General features: G+C 71.2%; 16 protein-coding genes. 13 read left to right on the forward strand and 3 right to left on the reverse strand.

Annotated features, from left to right (window positions below; genetic code table 11):
• Window positions 1-349: 349 nt before the first annotated feature.
• Together ATL45_RS20565 and ATL45_RS20570 are read left to right on the forward strand one after the other, a co-directional pair.
• On the forward strand, window positions 350-1,024 hold the full coding sequence (locus ATL45_RS20565) for a uracil-DNA glycosylase (protein WP_093146691.1): 675 nt from the start codon (window positions 350-352) through the stop codon (window positions 1,022-1,024).
• A 98-nt stretch (window positions 1,025-1,122) separates the two neighbouring features.
• Window positions 1,123-1,707 carry an Rv1733c family protein gene (locus ATL45_RS20570; RefSeq protein ID WP_093146690.1) on the forward strand — a complete coding sequence of 195 codons (585 nt, stop codon included), beginning with the start codon at window positions 1,123-1,125 and terminating at the stop codon, window positions 1,705-1,707.
• A 77-nt stretch (window positions 1,708-1,784) separates the two neighbouring features.
• Here ATL45_RS20570 and rpmB read toward each other — a convergent pair whose 3' ends face one another.
• Window positions 1,785-1,976: a 50S ribosomal protein L28 gene (gene rpmB / locus ATL45_RS20575; RefSeq protein ID WP_093146689.1), complete on the reverse strand. Its 192-nt coding sequence runs from the start codon at window positions 1,974-1,976 to the stop codon at window positions 1,785-1,787.
• A gap of 397 nt (window positions 1,977-2,373) precedes the next feature.
• Between rpmB and ATL45_RS20580 the strand changes: the two genes are divergently transcribed.
• From ATL45_RS20580 to recG, 6 genes are all read left to right on the forward strand, one after another.
• Entirely contained in the window at window positions 2,374-3,930 is a 1,557-nt protein-coding gene (locus tag ATL45_RS20580; RefSeq protein ID WP_093146688.1) for a DAK2 domain-containing protein, read from the forward strand.
• A gap of 140 nt (window positions 3,931-4,070) precedes the next feature.
• Window positions 4,071-4,418 (forward strand): GntR family transcriptional regulator, encoded by a 348-nt coding sequence (locus ATL45_RS20585; RefSeq protein WP_170210290.1) that lies wholly within the window; start codon window positions 4,071-4,073, stop codon window positions 4,416-4,418.
• A gap of 37 nt (window positions 4,419-4,455) precedes the next feature.
• On the forward strand, window positions 4,456-5,409 hold the full coding sequence (locus tag ATL45_RS20590; protein WP_093146687.1) for a DUF1648 domain-containing protein: 954 nt from the start codon (window positions 4,456-4,458) through the stop codon (window positions 5,407-5,409).
• 9 nt (window positions 5,410-5,418) lie between these two features.
• Complete coding sequence (locus tag ATL45_RS20595) at window positions 5,419-6,303, forward strand: CPBP family intramembrane glutamic endopeptidase (RefSeq protein ID WP_093146686.1); 885 nt, start codon at window positions 5,419-5,421, stop codon at window positions 6,301-6,303.
• Between the two features lie 52 nt (window positions 6,304-6,355).
• On the forward strand, window positions 6,356-6,838 hold the full coding sequence (locus ATL45_RS20600) for a hypothetical protein (protein ID WP_093146685.1): 483 nt from the start codon (window positions 6,356-6,358) through the stop codon (window positions 6,836-6,838).
• Window positions 6,839-7,093: 255 nt separating this feature from the next.
• Window positions 7,094-9,331 carry an ATP-dependent DNA helicase RecG gene (recG, locus tag ATL45_RS20605; protein ID WP_093146684.1) on the forward strand — a complete coding sequence of 746 codons (2,238 nt, stop codon included), beginning with the start codon at window positions 7,094-7,096 and terminating at the stop codon, window positions 9,329-9,331.
• A gap of 67 nt (window positions 9,332-9,398) precedes the next feature.
• On the opposite strand, the gene ATL45_RS39355 is transcribed toward recG, so the two are convergent.
• Window positions 9,399-9,857, reverse strand: coding sequence for a DUF3800 domain-containing protein (locus ATL45_RS39355; RefSeq protein WP_093146683.1), 459 nt, complete (start codon window positions 9,855-9,857; stop codon window positions 9,399-9,401).
• Between the two features lie 281 nt (window positions 9,858-10,138).
• Between ATL45_RS39355 and ATL45_RS20615 the strand changes: the two genes are divergently transcribed.
• The 3 genes from ATL45_RS20615 (at window position 10,139) to ATL45_RS20625 (ending at window position 15,272) form a co-directional block, all read left to right on the forward strand.
• Complete coding sequence (locus ATL45_RS20615; protein WP_093146682.1) at window positions 10,139-13,516, forward strand: pyruvate carboxylase; 3,378 nt, start codon at window positions 10,139-10,141, stop codon at window positions 13,514-13,516.
• A gap of 134 nt (window positions 13,517-13,650) precedes the next feature.
• Window positions 13,651-14,460 carry an SAM-dependent methyltransferase gene (locus ATL45_RS20620; protein ID WP_093146681.1) on the forward strand — a complete coding sequence of 270 codons (810 nt, stop codon included), beginning with the start codon at window positions 13,651-13,653 and terminating at the stop codon, window positions 14,458-14,460.
• 395 nt (window positions 14,461-14,855) lie between these two features.
• Window positions 14,856-15,272, forward strand: coding sequence for a hypothetical protein (locus ATL45_RS20625; RefSeq protein WP_246025458.1), 417 nt, complete (start codon window positions 14,856-14,858; stop codon window positions 15,270-15,272).
• Between the two features lie 37 nt (window positions 15,273-15,309).
• Here the strand turns inward: ATL45_RS20625 and ATL45_RS20630 are convergent, their stop codons facing one another.
• Window positions 15,310-17,361, reverse strand: a complete 2,052-nt coding sequence (locus ATL45_RS20630) for a HelD family protein (RefSeq protein ID WP_093146679.1) — start codon at window positions 17,359-17,361, stop codon at window positions 15,310-15,312.
• A gap of 169 nt (window positions 17,362-17,530) precedes the next feature.
• On the opposite strand from ATL45_RS20630, the gene rsmD reads away from it, so the two are divergent.
• On the forward strand, window positions 17,531-18,085 hold the full coding sequence (rsmD, locus tag ATL45_RS20635; protein WP_093146678.1) for a 16S rRNA (guanine(966)-N(2))-methyltransferase RsmD: 555 nt from the start codon (window positions 17,531-17,533) through the stop codon (window positions 18,083-18,085).
• A 67-nt stretch (window positions 18,086-18,152) separates the two neighbouring features.
• Window positions 18,153-18,635, forward strand: coding sequence for a pantetheine-phosphate adenylyltransferase (gene coaD, locus ATL45_RS20640; protein WP_093146677.1), 483 nt, complete (start codon window positions 18,153-18,155; stop codon window positions 18,633-18,635).
• Window positions 18,636-18,656: the final 21 nt, after the last annotated feature.

The raw sequence follows: 18,656 nt of genomic DNA on the forward strand, positions 1-18,656 counted from the left end.
ATGCCGTCCACGGCCGTGGTCGATCGACAACTTCGCCAGAACCTAGCCCAGCGGCCACTTGTAGGCCACCAAATGGCCGTGATCGACGCATTCCGATGGTATTTCCTTTATGCGGCAGAGCACCGTTCCGGCGGTCGGAACCATGCTCCAACGGGTTGCGGATTTGACACCCGAATTCGCCGGATGACTAGCGGAAATGACGCGTTCGTGTGACGGTCGGTCACGGGCGTGCGCAATATCGCACCGAGTGTTACTTCCATCGTGTGTGACGTGCATCACGTTGACGGGTTTGGTGGTGGATCTCGGGGGTGCCGGTGGACGATCTCGGCGGCTCGCTAGGGTGCTCTGCATGACCGCGCGTCCACTGCACGAACTCGTCGAGGCCGGGTGGGCGGAGGCCCTCGCCCCGGTCGCCGATCAGATCAAGGAGATGGGCGAGTTCCTGCGCTCCGAGGTCGCGGCAGGGCGGCAGTACCTGCCCGCGCCCGAGCACGTGCTCCGTGCGTTCCAGCAGCCGTTCCACGACGTGCGGGTGCTGATCGTCGGGCAGGACCCGTACCCGACGCCCGGCCACGCCGTGGGCCTGAGCTTCTCGGTCGCCCCCGGCGTCGCGCCGCCGCGCAGCCTGGTCAACATCTACCGCGAGTACACCGAGGACCTGGGACACCCGCTGCCCACCAGCGGCGACCTGACGCCGTGGACCGACCGCGGCGTGCTGCTGCTCAACAGGAGCCTGACGGTCGAGCCGCGCAAGCCCGGATCGCACCGCGGCAAGGGCTGGGAGCAGGTCACCGCGCAGGCCATCCGCGCGCTCGCCGGCCGCGAAACGCCGCTGGTGGCGATCCTGTGGGGCCGGGACGCCCGGGACCTCCGGCCGCTGATGCCGGGCGTGGACTGCGTCGAGTCGCCGCACCCCAGCCCGATGTCGGCCGACCGCGGCTTCTTCGGGTCGCGGCCGTTCAGCCGGGTCAACGAGCTGCTGGCGGCCAAGGGCGTCGAGCCGATCGACTGGAAGCTCCCGTAACACCGTTCACGCAGGTCGCGGCGTGTGGATTTCGCCGCCGCCCAGTCGTACATTGACCCTTGCCGGGGAAGTTGCGCTCGGGTGGAAGAAGGCTCGTCATGGGGGCCGACCGGAACACCAGCGGCCTGCGGTGTCTGATCCGCAGGGCGTTCCCGGGTGCGAACCCGCTGCGCCGCCGCACCGACCTCTTCGAGCCGATCGCGGTGCTGCTCGTCGTGCTGATCGCGGCGGTCACCGCGGTGGTGGCCTTCTCGGTGTCGCAGAACGAGCTGAACACGCGCCTGGCCGCGGTCGAGCGGGAGCAGGCGAGCAGGCACCAGGTGGTGGCGACGGTGGTCGCCGAGCTGCCCAGCGGAACGACGAGCCACCGGCCCGTCGCGGTGCGCTGGGGCCAGCCGCCCGACGAGCGCTTCGCCGTGCTGGACCTGCCGGCCAGGGTGCGTGCCGCGGGCAGCATCCCGGTGTGGCTCGACGACCGCGGTCAGCTGACCGGGCCGCCGCTCACCCGCAGCGACGCGACCGAAGCGGCGGGCCTGGCGGGAGCGGGCGTCCTGCTCGGATCGGCCCTGGCCACCACGTTGGCACTGCTGCTCTCGCGCGCGTGGATCCAGCACCGCAGGATGCTGGCCTGGGAGGCGGAGTGGGCCGAGGTGGAACCACGGTGGCGGCACCGCACCTCGTGACCGGCGTCAGGTGAGTCCGGGTGCAGCAAAAACCCCGAGGCGCGGATGGCCTCGGGGTTCTTGAACGCTGTGCGGTTTCAGCCGCGGACGACCTTGCCGGCCTTCAGGCAGGAGGTGCAAGCGTTGATGCGCTTGCGCTGCGAGAGGCCGATCTTGGCGTGGACGGTCTGAATGTTCGGGTTCCACCGGCGACGGGTCTTCCGGTGGGAGTGCGAGACCGAGTTGCCGAAGCCTGGTCCCTTACCACAGACGTCGCAGACGGCAGCCACGTCAGACACCCCTTACTTTGCTTGACGGTTACAGCGATGAGAGCCACGCAAGGACACCCACTTGCGTGAGAGCTTGCTGTCGCCGTTGGCGGCGGCCTGAGCCCGGAAAATCCGGTCGCCCTGGGTCATCGCCACCCTGGGACCGGATCAGTGTAGCCCACCGCCGACGGCCCCTCCGGCGGTGGGGGAGCATCAGCGCGGGCAGCGACTAGTCGCTTCCTGTCGGCCGCAGCCGCGACGGTCGACACGGACACACATAAGAGCGGGATCCCGGAGTCAGGCGGGCGCTGAGGTTCCGCGACCTGCACCGCCACGCAAGACCTGCACCGCCACGCAAGGCGAGTCTGGAATCACTTCATCTAGTCTCGGGCGAATCCGATCGTACGAGGAGGTCCGGTTGTTGCGGACGCTGGATGCGGCGGCGGCCCGGCGCTGGGCCGACCTCGCCCTGGCAGCGCTCGTCGCGGAGCGCGCTGCGATCGACCGGATCAACGTCTACCCCGTCGCCGACGGCGACACCGGGACCAACCTGCTGCAGACGATGCGGGCCGCGGTGGCCGAGCTGGACGCGGCCGCCCCCGACACGCTCGGCGGTGTGCTCAGCGCCCTCGCCAGAGGTGCGCTAGGTGGTGCCTGCGGGAACTCCGGCGTGCTGTTCTCGCAGGCCATGCGCGGCGTGGCCGAGCAGCTCCAGGGCGTGACGGCCGCGGACGGGCGCGATCTCCGCGCGGCGCTGACCCGGGCCGACGAGCTCGCTCGGGAAGCGCTCGCCGAACCGGTCGAGGGCACGGTGCTGACGGTCTTGCGCGCTGCGGCGCGCGGTGCGGGCGGATCGGATCGGCTGGACGTGGTGGTGCACGGCGCGACCCGTGCGGCCATCGACGCACTGGCCGCGACGCCCGCGCAGCTCTCCGCGCTCTCGGAGGCCGGGGTCGTCGATGCCGGCGGGCGGGGATTCGTCGTGGTGCTCGATGCGCTGCACTCCGTCGTCCGGGATGGCGAGCGGCTGGCCCCGGAGGCTCCGCTGCCCGGCGAGCCGGGTGCCCTGGAGCACGAATCGCAGTACGAGTACGAGGTCATGTACCTGCTCGGCGACACCGATCAGGAACGGGCGTCGGCGCTGCGCGAGGTGTTGTGCGGGCTCGGCGACTGCGTGTCGGTGGTCGGTGACGGAGCGGGCGCGTGGGCGGTGCACGTGCACTGCGATGACATCGGCGCGGCGATCGAATCGGGCATCGACTGCGGGCGGGTCCGCAACATCAAGGTGACCCGCTTCGCCGACCAGCGGGCGGCGTTCGCGCGCGAGGCCGCGGTGCTGGTCTGCGTGCCCGGCGAGGAGCTGGGGAGCCTGTTCGCCGCGGAGGGCGCGGACGTGCTCGTCGCCGGTCCGGAGGAGGCGGCCGCCCGGCTCGGCGAGGCCGCCGAAGCGACCGGGGCGGCGCACGTGGTGGTGCTGCCGAACGATCCGGACACCGCTGCGCTGGTGGAGCGGGCCGCCGGGGTGCTCGACGGTGGGCCGGACGTGGTGGTGGTGCCCACAGCGTCGCCGGTGCAGGGCCTGGCCGCGCTGGCCGTGCACGACCCGACGCGTCGCCGGGCCGACGACCAGGTCGCGATGGCCGAAGCCGCCGCGGCGACCCGGCGCGGGGAGCTGCGCATCGCCGACGCCGAGGCGCTGACCTGGGTCGGCCGCTGCCTGCCGGGAGACGTGCTCGGGCTGATCGACGGCGAAGTGGTGCTGATCGGCGACGACGTGCCCGCGGCGGCCCGCGACCTGGCGGCGCGGATGCTCAGCACCGGTGGCGAGCTGGTCACCGCGCTGATCCCCGCCGATGCTCCGGCCGGTCTGGCCGAGGACCTGGCCGACCACCTCCGCCGGGCCCACCCGGAGGTCGAGCTCGCCGACTACCCGGCGGGCCGCCTCGACGCGCTCCTTCTCCTCGGCGTCGAGTAACCAGCGCTGTCGCGCACCACACCTCCGCGTCCTCGCCGGACGCGGCTGCACTGTGTCCCCGCAGGCCAGATGTCCTTTTTAAGCGCTTTATGGCATCCGGTGCCGAGTAAGAAATCAATGGTGCTAGTCTCATTAGCACCATGTTGCTCTCGTTGGACTTGCACGACGAGCGTCCGCTGCACGAGCAGGCCGCGGACGCCATCCGGCGCGCCATCGCGGCCGGCGAGGTCGCGCCGGGGGACCGGTTGCCGCCCGCGCGGGACCTCGCGGTGGCGATGCAGATCAACGCCAACACCGTGCTCCGCGCGCTGCGCGAGCTGCGGGAAGAAGGACTGCTGGAGTTCCGGCGCGGGCGCGGTGTCACCGTGCTGCGCCGCCCGGATCCCGAGGCGGCGCTGCGGCAGAAGCTCCGGGACCTGCTGGACGAGGCCGGGCGGCACGGCTACGGGCCGGACGTCGTCGTCGAGTGGATAGCAGCCGAGAAGTAGGACCGCAGATCCGCTGCGGAAGACCTCTGGAGGCGAGATGACCTACCGCACCCGATTCCTGGCGGCTTCAGGAGCTTGGACGGCCGCCGTGGCCGCGGCGCTGCTGGCCGGGACGCTGGCCGTGCGGGACCGGGTGCCCGATCCGGTGGCCTCGCACTGGGGAGCTTCGGGCGAGCCCGACGGATCGATGTCGCTCACCGGTTCCACCTGGGTCAACGTGGGGCTGTGGTTGGTCATCGCGGTGGCCGGGATGGCGATCGGTGCCAGCGGGTGGCGACGTCGGGTCAACCGGGCCGCCGCCGTGGCGACCCTCGCCGGGGGCGCGGTGTTCTCCGCCGGCCTCGTGGCGTCGACGCTCTGGGCGAACCTCGACGCCGTCGAGTGGCAGCAGGCGAAGGCGCTGCCGTTCTGGCACGTGCTCCTGCTCCTAGCCACCACCGCGCTGGCTGGCTGGCTCGGCTGGTTCGCGGGCAACCGAGGCCCGGACGAGAGGGCCGAGCCTGCGGAGGGCGTCGCCGAGCTCAGGCTGAAGCCGGGGCAGCGCGCGGTGTGGGTGTCTTCGGTGCGGAACCGGCCGATGCAGGTCGTCGGCGTGGTCGCACTGCTCGTCGGCGTCGCGCTGGTCGTGCTGCAACTCCCGGTGGCAGCGGTGGCGCCGCTGCTGGCCGGAGTGCCGGTCTTCGTCGTCTCCTCGGCACGGGTGCAGGTCGACGAGCACGGCGTGCACGCCTCCTTCGGCCCGCTGCGCTGGCCCGTCCGGCGAATCCGCCTGGAGCAGATCGAGGACGCGAGCGTGGAGACCCGGCGTGCGCTGGAGGTCGGGGGCTGGGGCTACCGGGTGCTGCCCACCAGCACCGCGATCATGCTCCGCGGCGGCGAATGCCTCGCCCTCCGGCTGACCTCGGGCCGGAAGTTCTACATCAGCGTCGACAACCCGGAGCGCGGTGCGGAACTGGTCAACGCGCTCATCACCGAACGATCCGCGCTCTGAGGGGAAACCGTGAACCGTCGTGATCTGTGGGTGTTCCTGGCCGTCGCGCTGGGTGGCGCGTGGCTGATCGCCGCGCCGCTGTGGCTCGGCCTCACCAGCTCGTTCGTGCTCATCGCCTCCGCGATGATGTTCACGCCCGCGCTCGGCGTGCTCGCGGTGCGGCTGCTGGATCGCCGGACGCCGGCCCGCGAGTGGGCGCGGGAGACCGGCCTGACCTTCGGCCCGCGCCCGAAGCGGACCGTCGTGCTGCTGCTGGCAGCGTGGTTCGGCACCGTCCTGTTCAGCGCGCTGGCCGTCGCGGTGAGCGCGGCGCTCGGGTTGCTGGCGCTCGACCTGGAGGAGTTCAGCCTGCTCGCCGCGACGGTGGGCGATCTGGGCGCGCCGGTCGGCGTCGGGTCGGTGGTGGCGATCCAGCTGGTGGCGATGGTCCTGATCGCCCCGCTGATCAACTCCGTGCTGGCCTTCGGCGAGGAGTGGGGCTGGCGGGGCTGGCTGCTGCCCCGGCTGGCCGAGCGCGGGGTGTGGCCCGCGCTGCTGATCTCCGGGGTGATCTGGGGCGTGTGGCACGCGCCGCTGACCCTGCTCGGCTACAACTACGCGAACCTCGGCCCGTGGGCGGCGCTGGTGTTCACCGGCACCTGCGTGCTCCTCGGCATCCTGCTGGGCTGGCTGCGGCTGCGCTCGGGCAGCGTGTGGCCCGCGGTCCTCGCGCACGGGGCGATCAACGCGTCGGGCGGGTTGCCGATGCTGCTGGGCTCGGCCGCGGCACCGCCGAACCTCGTCATCGTCGGGATGACCGGCATGGTCGGGTGGGTGCTGATGGCGCTGCTGGCCGCGGTGCTGCTGCGGCGGTGGCCGGTCGCGGAGCGATCCGAGCCGGTCGCGGTGGCCTGACCTGGGCAACCGGTACTGTCGACACCGGTCGTCGAGTCGCGCGGGAGGCGGCGTGGGTGTCCGGAGGCGGTACCTCTGGTTCGTGGGTGGCTGGACGCTGCTCGTCGCGCTGCTGATGATCGCGATCCCGCTGGCGCTGAGCTCGCGGCTGCCCGATCCGATCACCGTCGAGTGGACGTTCTCCGGAGCGCCGGACGATTCCAGCCCGCTCCGCGACTTCGTGTTCGGCCAGCTCGTGTGGTGGCTGGTGGTCGCCGCGGTGTGGAGCGTGTTCGGGCTCGGCGGCGTGCTGAAGCGCCGCGGCCTGGCGTGGGCCGGGGCGGCGCTGGGCGTGTTCGGCTCGACGCTGCTCGGCACCGTGGTGCTGACCACGCTGGCCAACCTGGACGCCCCGAGCTACCGGGACGCCGTGGACCCACCGGGTTCCGGCTGGCTGCTGCTGGCCGGTGCCCTCGCGGGATGGCTGGGCTGGCGGCTGGGCAGCCGCGGAGCGGAGGCGCCACCGACTGATCGCGGCGTCGGTGCAGTCCGCTAACTTGCGGAGTGCCCGAGGGATTGCCTGGCACTCGTTCTGCGTGGCGGTGCGAGTGGCGGAACCTCAGCGCCCGCCTGGACTCCGGGTGCCCTGACTCATGTATGACCAATGCACAGCGTCAGGGCCGTCCTCGCCAGGCGAACGCTGAGAACCCGCGGCGGTGCCGGTTGCGAGGGTGGGCCAAGCGGCTTCGCCGCTTCAAAGGACGAAGACCGAAACCAGGTTCGAAGACAGGCTCTTGGCGGAGGACCAGCAGTGACCACATTGGACGCGAAGCTCGACCGGGTGCTGGGCGCCAAGTCGGCCAAGGCGCTCGACTCGGCGCTGGGCCTGGAGACCGTCGGCGACCTGCTGCGCCACTACCCGCGCCGCTACGCCGAGCGCGGCGAGCTCACCGCCATCGCGGGGCTGGAGATCGGCGAGCACGCCACCGTGCTGGCGAAGGTCGAACGGGTCACCAAGCGCACCATGAAGTCCCGCCGCGGCACCATCGTCGAGGCCCGCATCACCGATGGTCACCGGTCGCTGAGCTGCACCTTCTTCAACCAGGCCTGGCGGGAGCGGGAGCTGCTGGTGGGCCGCCGCGGGATGTTCGCGGGCAAGGTCACCTCCTACCACCAGCAGCTGCAGCTCGCGCACCCCGAGTACCAGCTGTTCGACGACGAGGCGACCGATCTCGGTTCGGCCGCCGAGGAGTTCGCCTCCGCGCTGATCCCGGTCTACCCGTCGGCGCAGGGCCTGCCGTCGTGGTCGCTCGCGCAGTGCGTGTCGCAGGTGCTCGACGTCTGGGACGGCACCGACGACCCGCTGCCCGCGGAGCTGCGCGACCGGCTGGGGCTGGCCGATCTGGAGTCGGCGCTGCGCAAGATCCACCGCCCGAAGAACTTCGCCGACGTGGCGAAGGCGCAGGACCGGTTGAAGTGGGACGAGGCACTGTCGGTGCAGCTGGTGCTGGCCCAGCTGCGCGGATCGACCAAGGCGCACCCGGCGCCGGTCTGCCCGCGCCGCGACGACGGCGTGCTGGCCGCCTTCGACCAGCGGCTGCCGTTCGAGCTGACCAAGGGGCAGCAGGAGATCGGCGAGCAGGTCGCCGCCGATCTGACCGTCGAGCACCCGATGAACCGCCTGGTGCAGGGCGAGGTCGGCAGCGGCAAGACGATCGTGGCGCTGCGCGCGATGCTGCAGGTGGTCGACGCGGGCAGGCAGGCGGCGATGCTCGCCCCGACCGAGGTGCTGGCCGCGCAGCACGCCCGCTCGCTGCGGGAACTGCTCGGCGATCTGGCCATGGCGGGCGAGCTCGGCGCGGCCGAGAAGGCCACCCGCGTCACGCTGCTGACCGGCTCGCTCGGTGCCGCGCAGCGCAAGAAGGCGTTGCTGGAGGCGGCTTCCGGTGAAGCCGGGATCGTGGTCGGCACGCACGCGCTGATCCAGGACCGGGTCTCGTTCGCCGACCTGGGGCTGGTGGTGGTCGACGAGCAGCACCGGTTCGGCGTGGAGCAGCGCGACGCCCTGCGCGCCCGCGGCGGTGAGGAGACTTCGCCGCACGTGCTGGTGATGACCGCGACGCCCATCCCGCGCACCGTGGCGATGACCGTCTACGGCGATCTGGAGACCTCGGCGCTGCGGGAACTTCCGCAGGGCCGCTCGCCGATCAGCACCAGCGTCGTGCCGGTGGCGGAGAAGCCGACCTGGCTGGACCGGGCGTGGGCGCGCATCCACGAGGAGGTCGCGGCCGGGCACCAGGTCTACGTGGTGTGCCCGCGCATCGGCGACGACGAGGAGACCTCGGGCAAGGGCAAGAAGAAGGCCCGCAAGACCGCGGTGGACGACAGCGACGAGGGCGGCGAGGAGCCACCGCCGGAGGACGGCGAGGAGCGCCGCCCGCCGCTGGCGGTGCTCGACGTGGCCGAAAAGCTCGCGGCCGGGCCGCTTTCGGGCCTGCGGCTGGGAATCCTGCACGGGCGGCTGCCCGCCGACGACAAGGACGCCGTGATGCGCGCCTTCGCCGCCGGCGAGGTGGACGTGCTGGTGGCGACCACCGTCGTCGAGGTCGGGGTGAACGTCCCGAACGCCACGGTGATGGTGATCATGGACGCGGACCGGTTCGGCGTCAGCCAGCTGCACCAGCTGCGCGGCCGCGTCGGCCGGGGCAGTGCGCCAGGCCTGTGCCTGCTGGTCACCGAGGCCATGGGCGGCACCACCACGCGCGAGCGGCTGGACGCGGTCGCTTCCACGACCGACGGCTTCGAACTGGCCCGCCTGGACCTGGAACTGCGCCGCGAGGGCGACGTCCTCGGCGCGGCCCAGTCCGGCCGGAAGTCGGGCCTGAAGATGCTCTCCCTCCTCCGCGACGAGGACGTGATCGCCCAAGCCCGCGAGGAAGCGGCCCAGGTCGTCGCCGCGGACCCGACCCTCGCCGACCACCCGGGCCTGGCCCGGATGGTCGCCGAGGTGGTGGACGCGGAACGGGCGGAGTACCTGGAGAAGTCCTGACCGGAGGGGCGTGTTGCTCCCGGTCTGCTCGATGTGTAATGTTGCTGCTGCGGACCCGTCCCCATGTTCATGGGATCACGGGTCTAGCTTTTTCTGCGTGTTCGAGGTCGAGCGGTTCAGGACCGGTGCAGGCGCCGGCCGCAGCGATGTCGAACCACTTCCACGCGTGCGCCTTGGCGGGAATCCGGGCCAGATGCATGTATGCGGCGTAGGCGACGAGATCCGCCATTTGCACCCACTGGCTGTGGTGGGAGTGCTGGAAGAAGGGGTCCTCGATCAACGAGCGCGTGTCCAACTTGAGTTCGCGATGAGCGACCCGGTAGCTGGGGTCCGTACCGTCACCGTCCATGACCACCAGGCCGAAGTCGCCGTTGTCGGTTATTACTGCGCGCCACGGACGTGTACTCCAGGTGGTGATCTGCTGCGCTGTGATCACGTCGTGCCACGAATTCTGGTTGGCCAGCACCCGGTCGAGCTGATCGCGGTGGGTGAACGGGACCGTGATCGCGTGGTCGGCGCTCAGCAAACATGTTCTCCACCGCCACCCGGCTCTCGCGGCGGGCCGTCCAGCCGCCGATCGGGGACGATCGGTACGGCGCCATGGCTGGGCCGGGAGTAAGTGATCGAAAATTGCATGGAGTGAAATTACCTCGGTTTTTCTTTTGGTCCAGACCTTGTGAGATCTTGAGGTTTGGGCAGGTCATGGAGCTATCGAGGTGTCCATCACTCGGGAGGTTCTCCCGGAAGGGGGAATTTTCGCGGTACTGTGCTGTGCACTGACCGACACCCGCCAACCGAGGAGCCGGTATGTTCCGCAAGGTTCTCGTAGCGAACCGCGGTGAGATTGCGATCCGCGCGTTCCGCGCCGCTTACGAGCTGGGTGCGGGCACCGTGGCGGTGTTCCCGCACGAAGACCGCAATTCGCTGCACCGCTTGAAAGCCGACGAGTCCTACGAGATCGGCGAGCCCGGGCACCCGGTCCGCGCCTACCTCTCCGTCGAGGAGATCATCAAGGCCGCGCGACAGGCGGGCGCCGACGCCGTCTACCCCGGTTACGGGTTCCTGTCCGAGAACCCCGAGCTGGCCCGGGCGTGCCGGGACGCTGGGATCACCTTCGTCGGTCCCAACCACGAGATCCTGCAGATGACCGGCAACAAGGCGACCGCGGTCGCCGCCGCCCGCGAGGCCGGGGTGCCGGTGCTGGACTCCTCGGTGCCCTCCCGCGACATCGAGGAGCTGCTGACCGCCGCCGAGGAGATGACGTTCCCGGTGTTCGTCAAGGCCGTCGCCGGTGGTGGCGGCCGCGGCATGCGGCGCGTCGACGAGCTCGGCGGGCTGCGCGAGGCGCTGGAAGCCGCGATGCGCGAAGCGGAATCGGCCTTCGGCGACCCGACGGTTTTCCTGGAGCAGGCGGTCATCAACCCGCGCCACATCGAGGTGCAGATCCTCGCCGACGCCGCGGGCAACGTGATCCACCTCTACGAGCGGGACTGCTCGGTGCAGCGCCGCCACCAGAAGGTCATCGAGATCGCCCCGGCACCCAACCTCGACCCGCAGCTGCGGGACCGGATCTGCGCCGACGCGGTCGCCTTCGCCCGCAAGATCGGCTACGTCAACGCGGGCACCGTGGAGTTCCTGGTCGACGAGCAGGGCCGCCACGTGTTCATCGAGATGAACCCGCGCATCCAGGTCGAGCACACGGTCACCGAGGAGGTCACCGACGCCGACCTGGTGCAGTCGCAGCTGCGCATCGCCGCGGGCGAGACGCTGGAAGACCTCGGCATGACCCAGGACGCGATCCGGCTGCGCGGCGCCGCCCTGCAGTGCCGCATCACCACCGAGGACCCGGCCAACGGATTCCGCCCGGACACCGGCATGATCAGCGCCTACCGCTCGCCGGGCGGCGCGGGCATCCGGCTTGACGGAGGCACCGCCTTCGCGGGCACCAGCGTCAGCGCGCACTTCGACTCTATGCTGGTCAAGCTCTCCTGCCGGGGCCGCGACTTCGCCACCGCGGTCGGGCGGGCGCGGCGCGCCGTCGCCGAGTTCCGCATCCGCGGGGTCTCCACGAACATCCCGTTCCTGCAGGCCGTGCTGGACGACCCGGACTTCGCCGCGGGCAAGGTCACCACCTCGTTCATCGGCGAGCGCCCGCACCTGCTGACCGCCCGGCACTCCGCCGACCGCGGCACCAGGCTGCTCAACTACCTCGCCGACGTCACCGTCAACCGCCCCAACGGCTCCCGCCCGACCACCCCGGACCCGGTGTTCAAGCTGCCCGCCACCGACCTGTCGGTGCCGCCGCCCGCCGGTTCCAAGCAGAAGCTGGTCGAGCTCGGGCCGGAGGGCTTCGCGAGCTGGCTGCGCGAGTCCAAGGCCCTCGGCGTCACCGACACGACCTTCCGCGACGCCCACCAGTCGCTGCTGGCCACCCGGGTGCGCACAAAGGACCTGCTCGCCATCGCGCCGCACGTGGCGCGGATGACGCCGGAACTGCTGTCCCTGGAGTGCTGGGGCGGCGCGACCTACGACGTGGCGCTGCGGTTCCTCGCCGAGGACCCGTGGGAGCGGCTCGCCAAGCTGCGCGAGGCGGTGCCCAACATCTGCCTGCAGATGCTGCTGCGCGGCCGCAACACCGTCGGCTACACGCCCTACCCGACCGAGGTGACCGAGCACTTCGTGCAGGAGGCCACCGACACCGGCATCGACATCTTCCGGATCTTCGACGCGCTCAACGACGTCGAGCAGATGCGCCCGGCGATCGAGGCGGTGCGGGCCACCGGGAAGTCGGTCGCCGAGGTGGCGCTGTGCTACACCGCCGACCTGTCCGACCCGGACGAGAAGCTCTACACGCTGGACTACTACCTGCGGCTGGCCGAGCAGATCGTGGACGCCGGTGCGCACGTGCTGGCCATCAAGGACATGGCCGGCCTGCTGCGCGCGCCTGCCGCGGCGAAGCTGGTGACCGCGCTGCGCCGGGAGTTCGACCTGCCGGTGCACCTGCACACCCACGACACCCCGGGCGGCCAGCTGGCCACCTACCTGGCGGCCGTGCAGGCGGGCGCGGACGCGGTGGACGCCGCGACCGCGTCGATGTCGGGCACCACCTCGCAGCCCGCGCTGTCCTCGGTGGTCGCCGCCACCGACTACACCGAGCAGGCCACCGGGCTGGACCTGCAGGCGGTGTGCGACATGGAGCCGTACTGGGAGTCGGTGCGCAAGATCTACCAGCCGTTCGAGGCGGGGCTGGCCTCGCCCACCGGCCGGGTGTACAAGCACGAGATCCCCGGCGGTCAGCTGTCCAACCTGCGCACCCAGGCGGTGGCGCTCGGTCTCGGCGACAAGTTCGAGGAGATCGAGGCGATGTACGCCGCGGCCGACCGGATCCTGGGCAGGCTGGTGAAGGTCACGCCGTCGTCGAAGGTGGTCGGCGACCTGGCGCTGCACCTGGTCGGCGCGGGCGTGGACCCGGCGGACTTCGAGAGCGACCCGCGCAAGTTCGACATCCCGGACTCGGTGATCGGGTTCCTGCAGGGCGAGCTCGGTGAACCGCCCGCGGGCTGGCCGGAGCCTTTCCGCACCCGCGCGCTGGAGGGCCGCACCGCGGTCCGCCGCGTCGCGGAACTGTCCGAAGAGGACCGCGACGGGCTGGCCACGGACCGGCGCAGCACGCTGAACCGGTTGCTGTTCGCCAAGCCCACCAAGGAGTTCACCGAGCACCGCGAGGCCTACGGCGACACCTCCCTGCTGCGCAGCAAGGACTTCTTCTACGGCCTGCGGCCGGGCGAGGAGTTCCCGGTCGACCTGGAGCCGGGCGTCCGGCTGCTCATCGGCCTCGAAGCGATCAGTGAGCCCGACGAGCGCGGCCTGCGCACGGTGATGGCGACGCTGAACGGTCAGCTGCGGCCGATCCAGGTCCGCGACCGCTCGGTGGCCACCGACCTGCCGGTCGCGGAGAAGGCCGACCGGTCCAACCCGGGTCACGTGCCCGCGCCGTTCGCCGGCGTGGTGACGCTGTCGGTCGGCGAGGGCGACGCGGTGGAGACGGGCCAGACCATTGCCACCATCGAGGCGATGAAGATGGAAGCGGCGATCACCGCCCCGTCCGCCGGACAGGTCAAGCGCCTGGCCATCGGGAAGGTCCAGCAGGTCGAAGGCGGAGACCTGATCATCGAACTGGGCTGAGAGCCGATGCCCCGACGCTGAGCGCGGGCCGTCCCCCCGAGGGGGCGGCCCGCGTTCGGCCGTTCGGCCGCTTCAACGCCGGTGACGGTGCGTGCCAGGATGTGGCCGTTCGGTGATCATCGGGAAGGGGTGCGGTGGCTGACGACTGGGTGCCGCCGGAGGTGGACGTCACGAAGTCCAGCCCGGCGCGGGTCTACGACTACGGGCTCGGCGGCTCGCACAACTTCGAAGTCGACCGCGCGGTCCTGGACAAGATCAAGGAGATCTTCCCGGCCACGCCGCAGCCCGCCATGGACAACCGGGCCTTCCTGCGCCGTGCGGTCCGCTTCTGCCAGGAGCGGGGCATCCGGCAGTTCCTGGACCTCGGCTCGGGAGTGCCGACCGTCGGCAACGTGCACGAGATCGCCCAGCAGGCAGATCCGGAGGCCCGCGTCGTCTACGTGGACATCGACCCGATCGCGGTGGCGCACGCCGCCCGGATCCTGGCGTCCGACGACCGCTCCGCGGTGCTGCGGGCCGACATGCGGCATCCGGAGTCGGTCTTCGCCGATCCGCAGGTGGAGCGGCTGCTCGACTTCGACGAGCCGATCGCGGTGCTGATGGTGGCGATGGCGCACTACCTGTCCGATGAGGACGATCCGGTGCGCATCCTCGACAGCTACCGAGCCGTCATGCGGCCGGGCTCCTACCTGGTGTTCTCGCACATGACCGACGAGGACTACCCGGAGGACCTGCGCCGCACGGCGGAGATCTTCAACGCCGACACCACCGAGCGCATGATCCTGCGCGGCCGCGCGGAGATCGAGCGCCTGCTCGACGGCTTCGACCTGGTCGAGCCCGGCCTGGTGTACCCGGCGCTCTGGCGCCCGGACGGCCCGCTCGCCGAAGAGCACGACCCGTCCCGCGCGGCCTTCTTCGCCGGAGTCGGCAGCCCCCGGGCGTAGCCCCTCAGCTGCGGAAGGGATTCTCGATCAGCAGGTCCCCGAAACGCCGGCCGTGGTGTCGTAAAGCTCCTCCCGGGCCCACGACGGCGTGCTCCTGCGGGCTCGTCCATGAGTTCGAAGGCATCGCGCTTGGCCTGTTCGCAGCGTTCGTCCGCATCGGCGATCTTGGTGTTCTGCTGGGCAAGAGGCGGTGAACCGGAACCGTTTCCCGGCAACGGTTCTGCCGCGTCGAGCGTGTCCTGGTCCGGGAGGCGGGAAGTGCTCGCCGTGGAAGGTGCCGGGGGTTCGTCATGTGGGAGTCGTGGTCGCGGGTGGCTTGCGCGGTCGTGTTCGCCGCGGGGCTGGCGGGCGGCAGTGGGACTGCGGTCGCGCAGTCGTCCCAGGGAGTTCGGGACGTGGATTGGCGCAACGCCGAGTTCACCGTGCCTGCGGTCGGGCCGTGTCCGCAGCAGTCGGTGGCGTTCGCCGGTGGGGCCGCTGAGGTGGGGAACTGGGTCTACCGGTTCACGCCGGAGCGGGAGGTCGGGTTCGCCGATGTCACCGGGGAAGGCGTGGAGGACGCGTTGATCCTGGTGGAGTGCGGGCCGCGGGACTCGGAGTACTCGCGGGCGCTCGTCGCGATGACCGAGGGGCCGCAGCCGCTGGGCACCGTGGTCAGCCCGCCGGTGTGGACCCAGGTGCCGGACGGGTTCACCGTGCACGACGGCGAGATCGCGGTGCGGATCGAGGACTTCGACACCGGCGGCAGCTGGACGGAGCGCTACCGCTGGGCCCAGTCGGCGCGGGCGTTCGTGCGCGTCGACGGGTCGTGAGCGGCGGCGGTCGACGGCCACCGCCGCTCACGAGCGGTCACGAGGGCTTCAGCACGGTGAGGAGCTGGGTGGCCCGGCTGAGGGCGACGTAGAGGGCTCGGCGGCCGGTGCTGGACTCCGCGGCCAGGCCGTCCGGGTCGATCACCACCACCGCGTCGTACTCCATGCCCTTGGCCTCCAGGCTGCCCACCACCCGCACCCGGTCCGCGTCGAAGTCCGAAGTGGACAGCCACTCGCGGACCTCGTCGCGGCGGGCCATCGTGGTGATCAGCCCGATGGTGCCCTCCGCAGCCGCCACCAGCTCCTCGGCGGCGGTGCGCACCGCAGCGGGCAGCTGCTCGGCGGGCATCTCGCGCACCGCGGGCTCGACGCCGGTGGTGCGCACCGCCACCGGCAGGTCGTCGGCAGGCACCAGATCCCGGACCGCGTCCGCGGCCAGCGCGAAGATCTCCGCCGAGTTGCGGTAGTTGGTGCGCAGCGTGAAGCGGCGGTGCGTGCGCTGCGCGCTGAGCGCTTCCCGCCGCGCGGCCGCCGCTTCCTCGGCGTCCGGCCAGGACGACTGCACCGGGTCGCCCACGATCGTCCAGCTCGCGTGGCGGCCGCGGCGGCCCACCATCCGCCACTGCATCGGCGAGAGGTCCTGCGACTCGTCGATGACCACGTGCGCGTACTCGTCGTAGTTGACCGCGCGCTTCGGCTGCTCCTGCTCGCCCTCGGCGCGGCGGCGCTTGGGCGGGGCGCCTGCCAGCACCCGCAGCTCGTCGATCAGGGCGATGTCGGCGACGGTCCACTCGGTCACCTCGCTCCAGGACTTCGCCAGCAGGTCGACCTCCTCGGCCGACAGCAGCCTGCGCGCCGCCTGCGACAACCGCGCCGGGTCCGACAGCCAGCGCAGGACCTGCATCGGGTACACCGCGGGCCACCAGGCGACCAGGAAGCGGTGGAACTCGATGCGGTCGCCGATCTCGGCGATCAACCGCTCCCGGTCCGGCTGGAACTCCTCGTCGGCGGCCTGCTTCGCCTTCTGCCACAGGGCTTCCAGCAGCGCGTCGGCCGCCCGCATCCGGTTCCGGTTGGGCTGCCCGCCCTTGTTGTGCAGCGTGCGGCGGATCCGCTTCAGATCGTCGGCCTGCAGCTTGAGCACCGTGCCCCGGTAGAACATCTGCAGCAGCTCGGGCGCCTCCGGCGGCGGCAGCCGCAGCGCGCGGCGCAGCACCTTCACCATCCGCGAGGAGCCCTTGATCTCCGCGGTGCGCGGATCGTCGATCTTGGCCGTGCTGATGCCGTCCAGCACCTCGCCGAGCGCGCGCAGCTCGACGTTGTGCTCGCCCATCGACGGCAGCACCCGCGAGATGTAGGACATGAACACCGGCGACGGGCCGACCACCAGCACGCCCGGCCCGCCGAGCCGCCGCTGGTCCCGGTAGAGCAGGTACGCCGCGCGGTGCAGGGCCACCGCGGTCTTGCCGGTGCCGGGACCGCCGGTGATCTCGGTGACGCCGCCCTCGGGAGCGCGGATCGCGTCGTCCTGCTCCTTCTGGATGGTCGCCACGATGTTGCGCATCGAGTCGCCGCGCGAGCGGGTCAGCGCCGCCATGAGCGCGCCGTCGCCGATCACCCGCATGTCGCTGGGCGCGCGCTCCGGGTCCAGCAGGTCGTCGGAGAGGTCCACGACCTGCTCGCGCGAGGAGCGGATCACCCGGCGGCGGATCACGTCCAGCGGCTGCTCCGGGGTCGCCTGGTAGAAGGCCGCCGCCAGCGGGGCGCGCCAGTCCACCAGCAGGTTCTCGAACTGCGGATCCCGGATGCCCAGCCGGCCGATGTGCACCGCGTCGCCGCCGGCGAAGTCCAGCCGGCCGAACACCAGCCCATCGGACTCGGCGTTGAGCGCCTGCAACGTCCGGTTGGCGTGGTGGAGCATCACGTCGCGCTCGTTGAGCGCTTCGGGCGTCGCTTCCCGGCCGTACTCGTAGCTCTTGTCGCGCATCGCCTCGGCTTCGCTGCGCAACTCGTCGAGGCGGGAGTAGACCCGGTCGACGTGCTGCTGCTCGACCGCGATCTCGGCCTGCTTGATGGACGCTTCGGACACCTGTGTCTTTCTCCCCGTCTGGCGCAGTGGGCAGACCAATCAGCCTACGCCCGTGGCGCCACCGGGCTAGCCGCTCCCGGGAGCGCGGAAGCCACGGGCACCGGCGTAAAATCACCGCAAACGAGCCCCGCCGGGCGGTGCTCCGCCTGCCGTGCGCCACGATGGACGGGTGACGCGGATCGTGGCCGGAAGCGTGGGCGGGCGGCGCATCGAAGTGCCCCCGAAGGGCACCAGACCCACCTCGGAGCGGGTGCGGGAAGCCTTGTTCAGCGCGCTGGAATCGGCGATCGACCTCCCCGGCGCGCGAGTGCTCGACCTCTACGGCGGCTCCGGTGCGCTGGGCCTGGAGGCGCTGTCCCGCGGTGCCGAGCACGCGACCTTCGTCGAGTCCGACCGCCGCGCCGCGGGCATGCTGCGCCGCAACGCCGCCGCGCTCGGCTTCGGCGATGTCCACGTGGCGCAGGCGAAGGCCGAAACGCTGCTGAGCACGCCGACCGACCGGCCCTTCGACGTCGTGTTCGCCGACCCGCCCTACGACCTGCCGCAGGACAAGCTGCACCAGGTCCTGACCGCGCTGGTCGGCAACGGCTGGACGGCACCGGGCAGCCTGGTGGTGGTGGAGCGCGCGGTCCGCAGCGGCGAACCGGACTGGCCTCCGCACCTGCGGCCGCTGCGCACCAAGCGCTACGGCGACACCGCCGTCCACTGGGCCGAGCACGAGTAGCCCCGTGCCGGTGAGGCGCACCACGTCGCCGTGGGGATCGAGCTGGTGGCTGCTACCGTCCGATTCCATGAGGCGTGCCGTGTGTCCAGGCTCCTACGACCCCGTCACCAACGGTCATCTGGACATCATCGAGCGCTCGTCGAAGCTGTTCGACGAGGTCGTCGTCGCCGTGCTCATCAACAAGAGCAAGAAGAGCCTGTTCTCCGTCGAGGAGCGGCTGGACATGCTGCGCGAGGTCACCGAGCCGTGGCCGAACGTGCGCATCGACGCCTGGCACGGCCTGCTGGTCGACTACTGCAGGACCAACGGCATCGGCGCGATCGTCAAGGGCCTGCGCGCGGTCAGCGACTTCGACTACGAGCTGCAGATGGCGCAGATGAACCAGCAGCTGTCCGGGGTGGAGACGATGTTCATGTCCACCAACCCGCAGTACAGCTTCCTGGCCAGCTCGCTGGTCAAGGAGGTCGCCACCTACGGCGGCGACGTGTCCAACCTGGTCCCGCCGAGGATCGAGCAGCGGCTCCGCCAACGCCTGGCCGAACGCGCCTGAATGCCTGTTGGTGGTTGTTTT

This window comes from Saccharopolyspora antimicrobica (genome assembly GCF_003635025.1).
GTDB lineage: Bacteria > Actinomycetota > Actinomycetes > Mycobacteriales > Pseudonocardiaceae > Saccharopolyspora > Saccharopolyspora antimicrobica.